Annotated in this window: 28 protein-coding genes; all 28 read right to left on the minus strand. The window is 60.7% G+C overall.

Going from position 1 to position 14,443, the window contains the following annotated elements; genetic code table 11:
• Positions 1–46: 46 nt before the first annotated feature.
• The 28 genes from B597_RS36915 to B597_RS37045 all read right to left on the minus strand — a co-directional run bounded on the left by B597_RS36915 (position 47) and on the right by B597_RS37045 (position 14,443).
• Positions 47–1,219: a tyrosine-type recombinase/integrase gene (locus B597_RS36915; RefSeq protein ID WP_003297460.1), complete on the minus strand. Its 1,173-nt coding sequence runs from the start codon at positions 1,217–1,219 to the stop codon at positions 47–49.
• A gap of 206 nt (positions 1,220–1,425) precedes the next feature.
• The gene (locus B597_RS36920) at positions 1,426–1,623 is read right to left on the minus strand and encodes a hypothetical protein (protein WP_003297461.1); all 198 of its coding nucleotides are present in this window, start codon (positions 1,621–1,623) and stop codon (positions 1,426–1,428) included.
• Between the two features lie 2 nt (positions 1,624–1,625).
• A complete protein-coding gene (locus B597_RS36925) occupies positions 1,626–2,342 on the minus strand; it encodes a metallophosphoesterase (RefSeq protein WP_003297462.1) in 717 nt (238 codons plus the stop codon).
• A gap of 24 nt (positions 2,343–2,366) precedes the next feature.
• On the minus strand, positions 2,367–3,242 hold the full coding sequence (locus B597_RS36930) for a DNA-methyltransferase (RefSeq protein ID WP_003297464.1): 876 nt from the start codon (positions 3,240–3,242) through the stop codon (positions 2,367–2,369).
• Between the two features lie 216 nt (positions 3,243–3,458).
• Complete coding sequence (locus B597_RS36935; protein WP_152028174.1) at positions 3,459–4,295, minus strand: hypothetical protein; 837 nt, start codon at positions 4,293–4,295, stop codon at positions 3,459–3,461.
• Between the two features lie 191 nt (positions 4,296–4,486).
• Positions 4,487–5,518, minus strand: a complete 1,032-nt coding sequence (locus tag B597_RS36945; protein ID WP_003297469.1) for a hypothetical protein — start codon at positions 5,516–5,518, stop codon at positions 4,487–4,489.
• Positions 5,515–5,925 carry a hypothetical protein gene (locus B597_RS36950; RefSeq protein WP_003297470.1) on the minus strand — a complete coding sequence of 137 codons (411 nt, stop codon included), beginning with the start codon at positions 5,923–5,925 and terminating at the stop codon, positions 5,515–5,517. The genes B597_RS36945 and B597_RS36950 overlap by 4 nt, the downstream gene beginning before the upstream one ends.
• A complete protein-coding gene (locus B597_RS36955; protein ID WP_003297471.1) occupies positions 5,922–6,161 on the minus strand; it encodes a hypothetical protein in 240 nt (79 codons plus the stop codon). The genes B597_RS36950 and B597_RS36955 overlap by 4 nt, the downstream gene beginning before the upstream one ends.
• Positions 6,145–6,801: an HNH endonuclease signature motif containing protein gene (locus tag B597_RS36960; RefSeq protein WP_003297472.1), complete on the minus strand. Its 657-nt coding sequence runs from the start codon at positions 6,799–6,801 to the stop codon at positions 6,145–6,147. The genes B597_RS36955 and B597_RS36960 overlap by 17 nt, the downstream gene beginning before the upstream one ends.
• Positions 6,802–6,809: 8 nt before the next feature.
• Complete coding sequence (locus B597_RS36965) at positions 6,810–7,019, minus strand: hypothetical protein (protein WP_003297473.1); 210 nt, start codon at positions 7,017–7,019, stop codon at positions 6,810–6,812.
• The gene (locus B597_RS36970; protein WP_003297474.1) at positions 7,016–7,222 is read right to left on the minus strand and encodes a hypothetical protein; all 207 of its coding nucleotides are present in this window, start codon (positions 7,220–7,222) and stop codon (positions 7,016–7,018) included. The genes B597_RS36965 and B597_RS36970 overlap by 4 nt, the downstream gene beginning before the upstream one ends.
• Positions 7,219–7,449, minus strand: coding sequence for a hypothetical protein (locus tag B597_RS36975; RefSeq protein WP_003297475.1), 231 nt, complete (start codon positions 7,447–7,449; stop codon positions 7,219–7,221). Before B597_RS36975 ends, B597_RS36970 begins: the two co-directional genes overlap by 4 nt.
• A 43-nt stretch (positions 7,450–7,492) precedes the next feature.
• Positions 7,493–7,924 carry a single-stranded DNA-binding protein gene (locus tag B597_RS36980; RefSeq protein WP_003297476.1) on the minus strand — a complete coding sequence of 144 codons (432 nt, stop codon included), beginning with the start codon at positions 7,922–7,924 and terminating at the stop codon, positions 7,493–7,495.
• A complete protein-coding gene (locus tag B597_RS47050) occupies positions 7,908–8,561 on the minus strand; it encodes a hypothetical protein (protein WP_043289820.1) in 654 nt (217 codons plus the stop codon). The genes B597_RS36980 and B597_RS47050 overlap by 17 nt, the downstream gene beginning before the upstream one ends.
• Before the next feature lie 8 nt (positions 8,562–8,569).
• Positions 8,570–9,067, minus strand: a complete 498-nt coding sequence (locus B597_RS36985; protein ID WP_003297477.1) for a siphovirus Gp157 family protein — start codon at positions 9,065–9,067, stop codon at positions 8,570–8,572.
• Positions 9,064–9,804, minus strand: a complete 741-nt coding sequence (locus B597_RS36990) for a Rad52/Rad22 family DNA repair protein (RefSeq protein ID WP_003297478.1) — start codon at positions 9,802–9,804, stop codon at positions 9,064–9,066. The genes B597_RS36985 and B597_RS36990 overlap by 4 nt, the downstream gene beginning before the upstream one ends.
• Before the next feature lie 2 nt (positions 9,805–9,806).
• On the minus strand, positions 9,807–9,962 hold the full coding sequence (locus tag B597_RS47345; protein WP_024162132.1) for a hypothetical protein: 156 nt from the start codon (positions 9,960–9,962) through the stop codon (positions 9,807–9,809).
• Positions 9,959–10,528 carry a hypothetical protein gene (locus B597_RS36995; protein WP_003297480.1) on the minus strand — a complete coding sequence of 190 codons (570 nt, stop codon included), beginning with the start codon at positions 10,526–10,528 and terminating at the stop codon, positions 9,959–9,961. Before B597_RS36995 ends, B597_RS47345 begins: the two co-directional genes overlap by 4 nt.
• 222 nt (positions 10,529–10,750) lie before the next feature.
• The gene (locus tag B597_RS37000) at positions 10,751–11,053 is read right to left on the minus strand and encodes a hypothetical protein (RefSeq protein ID WP_003297482.1); all 303 of its coding nucleotides are present in this window, start codon (positions 11,051–11,053) and stop codon (positions 10,751–10,753) included.
• Entirely contained in the window at positions 11,050–11,352 is a 303-nt protein-coding gene (locus tag B597_RS37005; protein ID WP_003297483.1) for a hypothetical protein, read from the minus strand. The genes B597_RS37000 and B597_RS37005 overlap by 4 nt, the downstream gene beginning before the upstream one ends.
• Entirely contained in the window at positions 11,349–11,564 is a 216-nt protein-coding gene (locus tag B597_RS37010; RefSeq protein WP_003297485.1) for a hypothetical protein, read from the minus strand. Before B597_RS37010 ends, B597_RS37005 begins: the two co-directional genes overlap by 4 nt.
• Positions 11,561–11,836 (minus strand): hypothetical protein, encoded by a 276-nt coding sequence (locus tag B597_RS37015; RefSeq protein WP_003297486.1) that lies wholly within the window; start codon positions 11,834–11,836, stop codon positions 11,561–11,563. The genes B597_RS37010 and B597_RS37015 overlap by 4 nt, the downstream gene beginning before the upstream one ends.
• A gap of 619 nt (positions 11,837–12,455) precedes the next feature.
• Complete coding sequence (locus tag B597_RS37020; RefSeq protein WP_003297487.1) at positions 12,456–12,647, minus strand: hypothetical protein; 192 nt, start codon at positions 12,645–12,647, stop codon at positions 12,456–12,458.
• Between the two features lie 88 nt (positions 12,648–12,735).
• Complete coding sequence (locus tag B597_RS37025; protein WP_003297489.1) at positions 12,736–13,032, minus strand: hypothetical protein; 297 nt, start codon at positions 13,030–13,032, stop codon at positions 12,736–12,738.
• A gap of 38 nt (positions 13,033–13,070) precedes the next feature.
• Positions 13,071–13,265 carry a hypothetical protein gene (locus tag B597_RS37030; RefSeq protein ID WP_003297490.1) on the minus strand — a complete coding sequence of 65 codons (195 nt, stop codon included), beginning with the start codon at positions 13,263–13,265 and terminating at the stop codon, positions 13,071–13,073.
• A 57-nt stretch (positions 13,266–13,322) separates the two neighbouring features.
• Positions 13,323–13,646: a hypothetical protein gene (locus B597_RS37035; protein WP_003297491.1), complete on the minus strand. Its 324-nt coding sequence runs from the start codon at positions 13,644–13,646 to the stop codon at positions 13,323–13,325.
• 58 nt (positions 13,647–13,704) lie between these two features.
• Positions 13,705–14,115: a hypothetical protein gene (locus tag B597_RS37040; protein ID WP_003297492.1), complete on the minus strand. Its 411-nt coding sequence runs from the start codon at positions 14,113–14,115 to the stop codon at positions 13,705–13,707.
• Positions 14,116–14,236: 121 nt separating this feature from the next.
• Positions 14,237–14,443 (minus strand): hypothetical protein, encoded by a 207-nt coding sequence (locus tag B597_RS37045; RefSeq protein ID WP_003297494.1) that lies wholly within the window; start codon positions 14,441–14,443, stop codon positions 14,237–14,239.

A 14,443-nucleotide genomic window follows, 5' to 3' on the forward strand; every position in this document is an offset into this window, starting at 1 on the left:
ATTTGCGGTAGAAATCAAGGTGCTCTATCTCGGGGGTTTCGGAGTGTCATGCTTCGGCTTGGGGCATTTTTGGGGCAAAACGTAGTTTGCTCATCTCTGCCCAGTCGCCTTCGCCATCGATCCAGCGGGCATAGCGAGACAGCAGAATCTGTATCGAATGGCCGAGCTGTTTGGCGATGAAGGCGGGGGTCATCCCCACCATCAAGCACATGGTTGCGTAAGTGTGGCGCGCATTGTACGGAGGTCGGTAGCGAATACCCAGCGCCTTCAGCGTCGGGCGCCACTGATGATGCAGGTCACTCGTCTGCTGAATGAACTGTGAGCTCTTGCTGGGCGGGAAGCAGAACGGGAAGTCAGTCAGCCTGCCGCTGCCGGACGCGCGCCGCTCGGCGTACTGCTTGGCGAACAAAAGGGCATGAACGGCCCGGTCATTCAGCAGCACAAACCTATCCTTCTTGGTCTTCGTTCTCTCGACGACCTTCTTCTTCGCTACGGACCTGCAGACGTGGACCGTACGCCTCTTCAGATCGACCTCTTCCCAGCGAAGGGCCGCGATCTCTCCTAGTCGAAGCCCGGTATAGAACGCGAACTCAAAGAACGCCGCGTATATCTGGCTGGGCCAGTGTTCCGTTTCGTAGAGCCTGGCAATGATCCTGTCTGCTTCATCCTGGGTGAACGGGTCAACTTTGGCCTCCGTCCGCGTCGGTATGTCCAGCGCCTGAATCGGGTTCTCTGCCAGGAGCCTGTCCGAAACCGCCGACTCAAGTATGGTGCTCAGCTTGTTCATGGCGTTCGCCTTCACGCCGTCCGAGGTCCAGGGGATCTGGACGACGAGCTCGCGCATGAAGGCGGTCGTCAGGTTGGGTAGCGGGGTCGTGGCTAGATACGGCATCCACCAGATGTTAAGCACCGACTTGTAGTTGTCGCGCGTCCCTTCTGATATCGATCGACTGTCGAGCCAGACCTGGGCGTACTGCCCGAACCCGCGCGAGACGCTGGAAATAGCGTTCGGCGAGCCGGGGAAGAGCTCGGCATACTTCCGCTCGTCGAAGATGCCGTGCTTGATCTGCTGGACTACTTGATCGCGTAGACGGGATGCAGCGGCAATGCCCGCTTGCGTCGGGGGGAGGGCGAGGGTTTCTGAGCAGCGCTTTCCGTTCCAGCTGAATCTGATGCGGATCGTATCGTTGCGTAGCTCAACTCCGGTGGGCAGTGCCATAGGCTTTCTTGCCATTCTTCGTACCTTGATCGGCTGTAGTAGATTCGTCCATTGATGCGATTCCAGACGCCTTCGGGTATCTGGTTTCGGCTTCGCCTGCCTTCTAGGGCTCGATCGGTTGTGCCAAGTATCATGGCCATCTGCTGCTCAGTCACCTTGTCGGGGAACCACTCCGGCAGATTCTCTAGTTTCTCTGCGCCCATTCCTCACCCCTCCAATTCCCGGCAGCCGCAGTAGCTGCAACGCTTGCCGAGGACATTCTTCACGCACACGTTTGTGCGCTCACCTTCTTCCTCGATCCACACCTCCATGCGGATTCTCTGCATGTCCGACTTGGCGAGGATTTCAAACTGGCGCTTCTGCTCCTGCTCCGGCAGGCGCTTAAATGATTGCCACAGGCTCATGCTCACCCCCTCACCGTTACGCCGGCTGCTTCGATAACTGCAGGCAGCGTGCTCAAGTCCATCAGCGTGAAATAGCCTTCATCCCGCCAGCCGACCGTGTCGATGTGAACCACGTTGCCGAGTATTGCCGGTGTGCGCAGCGGCGTATGGCCGACCACGATCGCGAGCAGATCCGGTATCCCGCTGGTGTCGACCATCTCGATTCGAGTGCGCGACCACATGCAGCTGTTTTTGACCAGCTTCAGGCGCTTTGGCGATTCCGGCGCGGTCAGCTCGGCGACCGTCTGCGCCCATGTCGGGAAAGGACAGTCTGCGTGCACGATGCCAACCAGGCCGGCGTCCGTCTCCAGCTCAATGGCGATCGGCAACTCGCGAAACTGGACGGCGTACTCTGCCTGCTCGTCGCTGTTTAGCGAGAGGAACCAGCCGCCGCCATTGACGAGCCAGTTGCCCAGCTCGCAGCTGTCGTACCGGCACACATAGTCGTCGTGGTTGCCGCGCACCGGATGGAACCAGGGCTTCGCCAGCCACTCCAGCGCCATCTGGCATTCAGGCCCGCGATCAACCAGATCGCCGACCGAGAACAGACGATCGACTGCCGGGTCGAAGCCGATCCCGTCCAGCGCCTGCTGCAGCTTCGTGAAGCATCCGTGAATGTCGCCCACGGCAAAGTCCCGGCCCGCCGTGTTCTTGGCGAACCGCTTGATGAGTTCGGGCATGTCTATCTCCTGCTGCGTATTTGGTTAGGCGGCCGGTTGATCGCGCAGAATGTCCATCTGCGCAGCGCCGTCTAGCCAGGCTGCATCAATTCTCTTTCTGGACATCTCGGCGTATTCGGGGTTGAGCTCGCAGAGGATCGACCGCCGGCCCTCCTGCATGGCTACTACCGCTGTAGTTCCGGATCCGCCAAATGGATCGAGCACCAAGCCGTTAGGCTGGCAGCCCGCCCGGATGCATGGGCGGATCAGTTCTGGTGGGAAGGTGGCGAAGTGGGCGCCCTTGTAAGGGCGGGTGGTGACGGTCCAGACGCTTCGCTTGTTGCGCATCTCGCCGCCGACAGCCTTCATATTCCCGTTTGTCTTCCCCGGAACGCGAGCGCTGCCAACCTGCTGCGCAAGCGTCGGCTGCGCCAGCCTAGCCAGGGAACTTTCGGCGGCCGGCTCCTTGATCGCCTCATTGTCGAAGTAATACTGGGGTGACTTGCTCAGAAGGAAGATATGCTCGTGGGACTTCGTGCACCGGTCGAGGACGCTCTCAGGCATCGGGTTCGGCTTTGCCCAGATGATCTCCTGGCGAAGGATCCAGCCATCATCTTGCAATGCGAAGGCGAGCCGCCACGGAATCCCCAGCAGCTGCTTCCCTTTTCCGTAGGTGTCGCCCATGTTCACCCAGGCCGTTCCGTCATCCCTAAGCACTCGGCGTACCTCTCGGAAAACCTCGACCAGGCGAGCAATAAACGCAGCCGGGGCTTCCTCCAGGCCTATCTGCCCGGCCATTCCGTAATCGCGCAGGCCGAAGTAAGGCGGACTCGTTACGCAGCAGTTGGCCGACTCGGAAGCCATGCCCCTGAGTGATTCCAAGCAGTCGCCAACAACGATGCGGTGTCTTTCTCCAGACATGACTTCTCCTCCCCGCCGACTCTCGCCGGCAGGCTGTGTGGTTGGGTGGGGTTAGGGTTAGTGGCGGCGGTATCGCTTGTTACGCGCCTTTTCGCCCTTGCTGCGCGGCGATCTGGCATATGGATCGTCGGCGCGCTTGATCAGGCTGTTAGCAGCCCAGCCGCCACACCCTGCTGCGCTCAATGCAAGCGCTAGCGCTGACCTGAAGTTACGCATTCACCCCTCCTTCTCAGCCATGGCGGCGATAACGGCGTCAATCTTGGCAAGGCACTCGCCTGCGGCTTCCGGGTCGCACCGGTCGATGTACGACTGATAGACAACGCCCCGAACCTCCATCACGAGCTGATTTGCGGCCAGCGCTTTGTTGCCCATGTTCAGCGCGTGCTTTTGTGCTTTGGACGTGTGCTCCAGCAGCCTATCCCGCCCGGCCTCCAGCAGCGCAATTCCTTCGGACAGGCACTCGTCCAGCTCCCGCTCCCGCTCGCGATTGTTCAGGCTGCCTGCGAAGTGCCTGACCATGATATCCATCGTGCGCGTTTCGGCCTGCGCCAGTTTTTGTAGGAGCCTATCCCGCTCGGCGGTCAGCTCGCCGTTCTCGCGCATGATTCGCGCCAGCGACGACCGCTCCCATTCGCCCAGGCGTGCGGCAAGGGCATCCCGCTCGGCGGTCACGGCTGACAGGGCGGCGAGGTGGTCGGACTGGCGGACGAGCTTTTCGACCTCTCCGCCGAAATCAGATCGCGCCATCAAGGCGAACGTGTCGGCATCCATGTCAGCCGCCGTCAAGGCTTCCCCGTTGTTTTTGTAGAGGAAGCCGACCACCTCCACCCCTTCCGCCTCTGCGGGCTGGGCGCGGCGGTTCCAGGCTTGAGCAACCACGCTGCGCAGCTCGCCCAGCGTTTCGCTTGTGTTCTTCGGGTCGGCAGACGCTGATAGGTCGAACATCCCTTGGCATCCGCTGCAGTGTAGGTAATGACACCCGTCACACTCATCGTCAGCGTGAAAGTTGACGGTTCCGCCGCAGAGCGGGCGCGGTTTCAGTTCTTCGCTCATTCCTTTCCCCTTGCGCCCTGTGGCGCGGTTAGTTGGCGGGCTCGTTCGTGCTCCCGCACTTCAAGACCGCAAGCGCAGCCTCGGCCTCCTCGAAAAACTCAGCTCGCTGCAGTGCATCTGCCGCCCGGTGCAGAGCCGCTTCGAGCGCCGCAATGCGCTTGGCTTGGTCGGCAGCGCGGCGCATTGCGAACTCAGCGATGGCTGGTGGTATCGGGCGCATCGGGGTCTCCTTGGGTGGACAAGGCGGCGCGGCAACCTTCGATCAGGCGCAGCACTTCAGACTTGAACCAGCCGGCGTCGCGCTCATACGAAGGGGAGCCGCGATACCATGTGTCAATGGCTGAAACCTCGGTGTCGAGCCAGTCCAGCGCCTCCACCAGCCCGCTCTGCTCCGGCTGCGGGGCGGTCTGCGCGATGGGGGCGGCTTCGTCAGGCCAGGCCATGCAATATGCATCGGCACAGCCGCAAGCCGGTGCGGTGCACTGCGGCCGATCTTTGTCGAGTAACATGCTGTATGCCGCCGCAGCCACCCGGCCGAACTGTTCGGCGCGCATTTCTTCCTGGAAGCCGTCCGGATGCGGCGTACCGGTAGCATGGCCAATCTCATGTGCCAGCATGTGCAATATCTTCCCGCGATCAGCGTCAGGTGCTGCCCAGGCGTGAATGCAGCTGTTCAGCGTGTCAACGAAAGCCCAGCAGCCCTGCATGCGCATGCCTTCGATGTCTGCTCCAGCCTCCATCTCGACTTCGTTGCCGCTCTCGTCAAAGCCGCAGGTCACACCTTCCGCCAACAGCTCGTCGTAGGTCATGCCCTCTCCGATTGCCATCGGCTCCCACATAGCACGGTGTACAGACTCTGGGCTCTCGTACCAGCGGATAATCATTTCTGGCGGGTCAGGGTTAACCGCCACAGGCTGCCCGGTCTGCGCGGGGCGCCCTGTGGAATACTGCATAACAACCCTATCGGGCGACACCCTGATTCCATCAACAAGAAACCCGACGCCGAATAGGTTCACGTCGCGCTCGAACGCCTCCCTCTCATCCTGCGCCGGGGCTGGCTCGGCCTGCTGGGATAGGGCGGCGTTGACGCGCTCTTCAGTGAAGCTTGGCAGCACTGCGCTGCCCAGGCATTCACGCAGCAACCCGCGCAGCCTCTCGTTTTCAGCCTTCGCAGCCCCCAGCTCAGCGCCGAGGTTCCCTACGGCCTTCAGTGTGTCGTTCATTGCTCAATCTCCTTGATTGTGGCCAGCGGCAGGCCGCTCATTGCCAGCGGCTCGTCGTAGCTGACGCCCATCATCTCGGGCCATTTGCGAGGCTCGCCGGGCTGGATGACGCCTTTGTCGTGTGCGCGATCCCATGAAAGGCGATGCCGGATGACCTGATACAAGTCCCACGCAACGCCATCCTCTCGGCGCTTTGTGGCCTCCGGCATCAGCGTGTTCGCCAGGCGCTGTATCTCGTGCCGCGTGGCGTGGACCTGCTCCAAGTCGCGCCGGTCGTAGAAGCCCGGCAGCCGCTCAATGGCGTGGTCGATCTGGCCGATCTTGATCCGCGCCAGCAGCTCGCAGGCCTCTTGCAGTTCTGCGGCCTGGCGCTCGGTTACGGTGATGGTGTAGGTGCGATCAGTCACGGAGCGATCCTCCGAAGAGGCTCACGCGGCGCAATGCGCGGCTCGACGTCGATGAAACCGGAGCCTCGAAAATCGCCATCAGTGGCGCGCGCCATGTCCACTTCTAGCCGTGCCGTGGCGTTCACTTCAGCCGCGACCTGGGCTATAGCCTTCGCTTGTTCAATCGAGTAAGTGCCGGCCAGCACGCCCTCCATCGTCTTGCCGAGGATGGCGCGCAGATCACTGAGGTTGTTCATGGTGCTGCTCCAGTTTGTTCAGCTTCCGCTTAAACCAGTCGAGCGACCGCGCCGCGCTTAAATATTCAGGCGGGTAGCGGTCAATTGAATTGCGGCGCATGTTGTAGGCGCGGGTGACGGCGATTAGGTTTTCCGGGTCGAAGTTCTGTCTGTCTCGATCCAAAAATATGACGATCCTTCCTTCCGGCACCGGCCCGTTGTGCTCCTCCCAAACGAGCACGTGCGCAGCTTTCCAGTCGGCTTTCTTATCTCCGGTATCGGCCACCTTTCGGTAGAGGATGCCTCCCTTGTCGGTGCGCTCCGCTCCGATGGGGCGCCAGGTGTTCGATGGGCGATGGCCTAGCTTGAACTGCGTGTCTTTTGCACGGCCTCCTGCCTGCCAGCCCTTGCGGCCTGCATTCCAAGCCTGGTGGCCCGGCTTGAATCTTCCGCAGCCGGTGATTTCCTTGAACTCATCCGGTCGCGTCAGTCCGAGTTTCGACACGCGGTTGTGTATCGAGCCGGTGCCGCGCCCCATCAGGGCTGCTATCTCGGTGATTGGCTTGGTGGCGTACAGCTCCGCCAGAGTTGCGTCCTCTGCCGGCGTCCAGTGCCGGTATTCCGTGCGGCGCCTACCGGCGAGCGGGCTCGCGCAAGTCATCTCTCCTCCTAGGCGACGTGCCGCCAGCTGCGGTAGTCGCGCACTTTGTCGATGGTTCGCTGATGGACGCCAAGCTGTTCGGCCCACTGGCGGGCGGTTAGGCCGCGGCGATTGGTGCGGATCTCGCGGACTAGCTCAGCGTTCAGCCTGGCGTGCGGTAACTGCTCACCACGCGGCGCAAACTCATAAGCGCGGCTTAGGTATTCGGCTCTGGTCATGCTGCCTTCCTGCGGGCCTGCGCCCGCGCCACTGCCTTCGCGTAAAGGCACGGCCGGCAGTAGCACTGCCAGACGCCAGTCGTCTTGATGAACTGGAAGTGCTCATCGTCCAGCGGCTTCCACTCATTGCATCCGCCGCAGAACTTTTCGCTGATGCCGTTGATCTCTCGCCGGACAAGCCGGCCTTTCAATGTCCTGCTCATGCCGCCACCGAGCGCGCCTTTCTGGTCGCCACAGCCTTGGCTCGCGCCGCTTGCTTCTTCTCCGGGCAGGTGATGCGGTAGGGAATGAGTTTTTCCTCTACGCGGATGGGCTGGGTTTCCACTGGGCCCTTCGCAGCTTCAAACGCTGCCATCTTCTGCGCGATTTCCTGGCGCGCAGCCTCGTGCGCGGCCGGCGTGTGCACGCGGTCGTACTTGAACTCTTGCATTGGGATGTACCTGGAGGAGGGCGCGCGGGGCGCCCGTGGTGGATCAGAACGGGATCATGTCGTCGAAATCATCGGCTGGAGCGGGCGCTGCCTGCCGTTGCTGCGGTGCGGCTTGGCGTTGTGGTGCTGCCTGGCGCTGTTCCTGCGGTGCCCCGCCGACAAGCTTGATCTGAGAAATTGTGCCGACAAGCTTGTTGCCCGCCGTGCCGTCGCGCCGCTGAAATTCCTCTATGTGCACGTCGTCAACCGTAAAGCTGACCCACTGCCCTTTCACAAGGTACGGCGCCAAGGCTTCGGCGCGCTTTGACCAGAGCGACGCCTGCAGCCACTGCGTCGGCTTGCGGCCTGTTGCCGGATCTTTTCGGCCGTAGTCGCACGGAAGGGCCAGCTCAAGCACCGCTTGCGGGTTCTGCCCCTGCGTGTAGCGTAACTCCGGGTCGTTTGCGATTCGAGCGGTGTCAAAAAGCTGCGGCATTGCGTGTTCCTCTTTGTGGTTTTGCGGGTGTTTTTATTGCGTCTTCAGCCGGCCATCCGGCGCGAAGGCGAGACCTGATCGTCACTAGGCTTATGCCGTACTTCCTAGCCGCTTGAGATAGCGTGAGGTCATTGCCGTCTATTTGGAATCGTCGGTTGTTGCCTCGATTCGAGCCTTGCGTTAGCTGGGTTGCCCAGCGGCAGTTGCCCGGCTCGTAGTTGCCGTCGTTGTCTATCCGGTCGATTGTTAGCCCGGCAGGCCGCTCGCCCATATCCTCAAGAAAGTTCTCGAACTTCAGCCATCGCTCACAAACAGATATCCCTCTGCCTCCGTAGCGAGGCCATTTCCAGTGTTTAGGGTTTGTGCATCGCTGGATCATGGCGTGCCACGATTTGTAATCGAGGCTGCCGCTACGCCCGTGCGTCAGACCGTTGCGGGAAACGATTTCTTTGTTCAGGCATCCGCACGATTGGGTTGCGCCCGCCCGCAAGGACTGCGCGAGAACTCTGCGTTCGGCACCACAAGAGCAGCGGCAATGCCAGGCCGCATTGCCTCGCTTGTCGTTTTCGGCGCGACTGATGACTGTGAGCCTGCCAAATACTTGGCCGAGCAGGCACGGCGCCTTGCTTGTTCTCATGGCGCCCCTTACTTGATGCGGATAGATGATTGGCCGCGCTCCAGGCGCGCACCGGGCACTTCCTCTCCAGCCTTGAGCTTGGCGGAGATGGCAGTTTTGTCTGGCGAGATATCGGTCTTGACCTTCATCAGCTCGTCAGGGATTGAGTTCTCGTCGTCCACGACAACTGATTCGCGCCCCTTGGCCAGGGTGATAGTGAAGATCGGGCAGCTGATCTTCGTCATGCCGGCCGCCTCCATGTTCTCGCGCAGGTACTCCTTGATCTCGCGCTGACGGTTGGTGACCAGCCGCTTGCGCTCCTGCAGGCGTTCGATCTCCTTGTCCAGCGCGGCAACGTCGGCGTCGAAGTTCAGGATGACGTGCGACACGGCCAGCGCCTTGTCGTTGAACTCGGCCTCAATGCCGGCCATCGTGTCGCGGATGGCGACGGCCAGATCCTCGTCGGCCGTCTCCTGCAGCGTGGCCAGCTCCTTGAACTGGCCGGTGATCTCGTAGAGTGCGCTCATGCTGATTTGTCCTCTGGCTTGGCATCGGCTGGCTTCAATTCGGCCTCTCGATCAGCAAAGGCCTTGGCCAGACGCTTGACGAACTTGTCCTCTCCGCGCCGGTCTGCGCTGCGCACGTAGGTCGCGTGCAGCTTGGTCAGTTCGTGTATCGTCTGCGCCTTGGCCATCGTTTCGAGAGCAGCCTTGAGCCAGTCGAGCCGCTCTTGCGCTTGACGCGCCGCCTCGGCTTCCTTGTTCTCGGCCTGCTCGAGCTGGGCCTCTGCCTCGCGCTCGGCCACGTAATCGCGGTCGTCGTACAGCCCAAGGAAGATGTCAGCGCTGAAGCCAAGCATCGCCAGCGCCTTCTTCACTGCGTCGGTGAGCGACTTCTTCGGCGCCTCGGTGTCCGTGGTGACGCCCCACTTGCTTTTGTAGGTGAACGGCGTGCACCCGTACTGCTCGACCTCGCCGCGTTTGTCGCCCTGCATGAACCAGAGCTTGACGCGGATCGTGTGGCCGACCTCGTGGCCGATCAGCTCGCCCTTGTCGTTGCGGATCTCGCCGCCCTGGTCGAATCGCTCCTCTGCGACCGTCCAGCCCCAGCCGATACCGACCGGGCCGAACACTTCCGTAGCGCGCTTGATCATGTGCTGGCCGCTGATCGACGTGATCTGCTGGCCGTTTACCTTCGCTGACTTGGTGGCCTCCGGAGCGGTCTTTTCGACCTGACTCCAGATGCTCATGTTCTGGTTGTTCATGCTCAACCTCCGAAAAGTTTGTAGATCGCCGCCTCGCCAGCCAGGCCGATCAGCAGCACGCCAGCCAGCACGCCGAACCCGGTAATGGTCCACCACGCCGCTGCAAAGCTGTGTCCTGATGGGGTGTCGTCGTAGGGGATGGATTGGGTGCGGTTCATGGGGTCACCTTATCTGCGAAGACGAGGCGTCCTGACATGATCGCTTCCTTGATGGTGTTGTATTCCCAGCAGTAGGACTGGGCGTCAACATAAACGCGCAGACCCTTCGGGTAGTCGTGCCGCTTGCGCCGAATGAATGCCTCTGCCGCGTCCTTGGTGAAGTGCGAATTGACGTACTCCCAACGCTCCACATATCCGACGACGTGATGGTCTTCTAGGTCGTTCATGGTGTCCCATTGGTCGCTCGCATCTAGCTCTAGGAAATCGCAATCACCAGCGTCCTGAGCTAGGAGATCTAAGCGAGTACGCTGATGTTCATCGCAATCGTCCCAATATTCCTGCGGGCTGAACCACTCACAGTCATCGCAGTAAACGACGCGATCTTCCGCATAGTCCTCGTCAATGCCATACACAAGCTGGCGAGCCTCCACGATGAAGATGGCGTCTGCTGTGCAATGATCGTGGACGCCTACACCGATGCAGTCATGGCGTAGCCGTGAAACGAATTCGGCCCAGGTATTTGCGTTTAGCTCGCTACCTGACGCGATGCTTTGTTCGTTGCTCATAACGGCGCCCCGTTGGTGATTCGATCTGCAAGGCCGTGAGCGAGAGCCCAGCCGGTGAGTAGTGCAAGGGTCACTGCGAAGCCCCGCCACCATGCGTAGCGCAGGGATCGTTGTCTTTGGCTAGCCATCACACACCCCCCAATAGCGCCACGTAGGCGAGAGCCGCTAAGAAAGGCGCCACTCCGCAATACAGCAGTAAGGCGCCGGCTAGGTTCTTGAGGGTCATGGCTGGGCTCCTTTCCAACTGACTTCTAGCCACATGTCGACGAACTGGCCTTCGTAGCAGCGAATCCGGCACTGATAGCCGAGCGCAGTCAGTTGCTTGATGATCGCCTTGCCGAACTCCGGCCACTTGTCTTCCGTCGAGTAGTAGCAGCCGTCACCGAAGCCAAACTGGCGAATCTGAATCTCGTACTTTCCGTCACCGGCAGCCGCGTCGACCATTGTGAGGATTGCGTCAACCGTGGCTGACGGGTCCTTCGCCTTTGCCTTGTCGCGGGCTTTATCTGCTGTGATTCGTGTCATGGCTGCTCTCCTTGCAGGGCGGCGCGGGCAAAGTCAGAAACATCTACCCACGACTGAGGTATTTCGATATGGGTGTCTGCGTAGCGCTGGGTTACACCGTGAATTTCAAGCATCGCTGTCAGCGCATCCCGCAGCGCATCCCGCTCAGCGAGAAGGGCTTCGTAGTCGGAGGCCGGCACCAACGGGACCGTATGAACATCAGTCAAGTGGTTCGTCATTGGCGTGTACGCAGGGTCACCGCTCAGTAGCACCGGTACAGAGCCAGGCATGATGTAAAAACGCTTCACTTCCTTGCTCATGCCGCCGTCCTCACGGTGAATTTCGTCTTGAGCGTCCATGCCTTCGTGACTGCGTGATTCATCCGCAGGTAAAGGCTCGTTTCGATCTGGCCGGTGTCGCGCAAGGCTTTCAGGTAGCCGTACAGCACGTTGCAGTGGTAGTCGGCAGTGGCTGCGTACCGGGCGCCCCGCAGGTGCTTGAAGTGCTCGCGAATGGTGTCTTCGGTCTTCATGCTGCCTCCCGCTTCTTTTCGATGAGCGTCCATAGCCGATCTTCGATATCCTCGGCGTACTGCTCGGCTACGCCGGCGCAGCCATTGCGCCCCAACTCCGTCTCGTTGCCGTCTTCGTCAAAGACGGACCCGCTGATTACCTCGAACTCCATCTCTCGGTAGCCGTAGTAGTCGTCTGCGCTGTCCCGGCACCGATAGTCAGGCTCAACGACTGCGCAATGGGTTACCTCAACGGAGAGGAGGTATTCATCTAGGTCGATCTCGAATTTCATCGTTGAATCCTCGCGGAAGAGCTGTCATCCGGGCACGGCTGTTCGCGGCGCCCTGTGGGTCCGTAGTGCTTCATGGTGGATACCTCGGTTGCCCGGATGGGCGATGGAAGGGGTGATGCAGTGGCCGGTGCTATCCGGCAGCCGGCTTGGAACTGGGGCCATCCGGCGGCTCATTTCAGGGTATTGCTACCACTGGCCAGTTGTACCTAGTACACCGCGCAGAAGCCTGCGCAACACTGCATCGGGGAGTGATCTGCCCTGAGTCGAACAGGGAAGACATGCTGGGCTTCTCGCCAGATTGATCAGGTCCGGCACCGGCCGGCGCTACATGGGGGCTACCCGTTCACGCCGGCCGCGCATCAGGCTCGCGGTCCGCGCCAAATCACTCTCCGATGCAGGCTCGTAACGTGAGCCATTCGGCCGTCTCAACGGGGTGTAGTGGAGTCCCGCCAACGGCTGCCGGTGTTTTTCAGCAATCGGGGCACTTGCCGGCTTATCCCCGTCGCGGATATCCCGAAGGTCCGCCGCGCGCGGATGTGATTCATGGCGCTACCAGCACCGGGCGCCGTCCGGTTATTACAGGCCCGTTAGGGTCTGGTCTGGCTGGCTCAGGAGGGGGTTATTTGGTGCGGGCTTGCTCTTTGAGCAGTGCAGAGCGAGAGGCTTCCCAGCCAGAACAGAAGCTGTCGATGCTGACAATCTCATCTGCGAGCTCGAATGCTCGCTTCCAGTGCGCATTGGTTTCGCCTTCAATCAGCTGACTGGCAACCCGACTTCTGTATTTGAGGAATGCTTGTTGCATTTCTTCCATCATCCTTCTCCTTTCCAATTCCTTCTCCACCACTCCCACGCATACAGCGCAGCTAGTACGCAGATGAGGAGGAGGGTTTGGGGTAGGGTTAGCATGGGGTGCCGCGGGCCTTGGCGATGGCGGCACGGGCCTGATCGAGCCAGTTGTAAACTGGCTTTCCGGTCATGGCCGTGTAGCTATCCGCCTCCGCCACGATCATCTCCAGCGCCTCAAGCAAATCAGGCGCCGAGGCTATCAGGGTTGTGTTTGCCTCGGCCTCAGAGATTCGCTCGTCAGTTCCAGAGCAGACCGTCGTCACCGAACGGAAGGCAACGCGATCACCTGATCCCGCGACCACGTTTCCATACTCATCGCGGAGCCAGGGCCCCGGCGTAAATTCGCTCATCTCATCCTCCTATGTGCTGATGGGTGCCCATGGGGCGGTTAGCGCAGATGTATTCCGAGCATTCCGCGATCCATGATTGGCAGCTCGCCGGAGCTGTTCATGATCCGTCTCAGCTCCTTAACGCCTCCTACGATTCCGGTCACAGCTGCAACCGCCTGCAGCTGGCCTTTCTTGTCCGCATTGCGAAGCGCTGCGCGGATCTGGTCGTCAAGCTTTGGATCGGTGATGTTCATTTGTTTTTCTCCAGCCACACCTCATAAGCCAGGGCGGCTAATAGAACGGCTGCCATTTCATTTGTTTGCCTCGCTACGTCTAGGTACATCCTCCCACCGACCCGGCGCCACCTGCGCCCGGATCGTCGCGGACTCCCCAGGCTGCGCCGTGTAGTACGGCATCGCCTCGCCGCGCACAATCCATTCGCGCTGCTCGCCGGTATCCACGTCGCGGACTATCACGATCTCCTCGCGCCCGCTGGCAATCCGATATTCTGCACTGCTGCGGTCGTGCCATTCCGCCCACCCTTCTGCCGCATCGGCGGGGTCAGTCGCCGTGATCGTCGCGCCGTCTTCCTGCTCCTGGCCCAGGTCCGAGCACCAAACAACGTATGTACTCATCTCTCTCTCCATTCTGTTAATCCCCGCTGCAGCCTGTAGCCAAGCTGCGGGGGTGGGGTTAGGCGGCTTCCCAGCCGAGATTCTTGATGTACTCGCCGCCAGCGCAGACTCGAAGGTCTTCGATTTCTGACAGCTCCTTGATCTCGTCCAGAGCAGCCATAGCCCTTTCGGTGGCCAGCTTGGCGTGGCTTAGCTGCCAGCGCTTCCTTGCCTTGTAGGACTCAAGCGCCCTCTCTTTCTCGGGATACGCAAAGCGCCGGCCCGACACCTTCAACACGCGCTTGGCATACTTGGGGATCACGCCACGCTCGAGGCTGGCTTTTGCGATAAAGACGTAGCTCGGAACGACCAGCCAGTAGCAGTGCTCGGTTTCACGAATCACTACGTATCGCTTGCAGATGATCGAAACCCCTTCAGGCCCGATCGCGTCGATGTACCGGAAGTGATCCGGCCAAACTGGATTGCTCATCCTGATTACCTCCGTTGTGTTAAGCCGCCCACTGCGCCTCATCCAGTCGCCGAGCGGCGTATCGGCGTTCGGTTGTCTTCCCGCTGGCCACTCTTGCGAATGGCCAGAAGTGAATGTTCCGTCACGCATGCATCTGCACAGTCACGAAGCCATTGCTCTCCACTCTGTGCGTCCAGCGATTGAACCAAACGTCATCGCCGAACTTCTTCATGGCCGCACGGCGAACCTCGATGACACAGCTTTCCGCTGTGTCGCCCTTGTCGGGAGCTACCAGCCAGTCAAGGCGCTTGCCGTTGCTCAGGCTGCCATCGATATAGAAACGTGCCAT

Source organism: Stutzerimonas stutzeri KOS6 (genome assembly GCF_000307775.2).
Taxonomy (GTDB): Bacteria; Pseudomonadota; Gammaproteobacteria; order Pseudomonadales; family Pseudomonadaceae; genus Stutzerimonas; species Stutzerimonas stutzeri_B.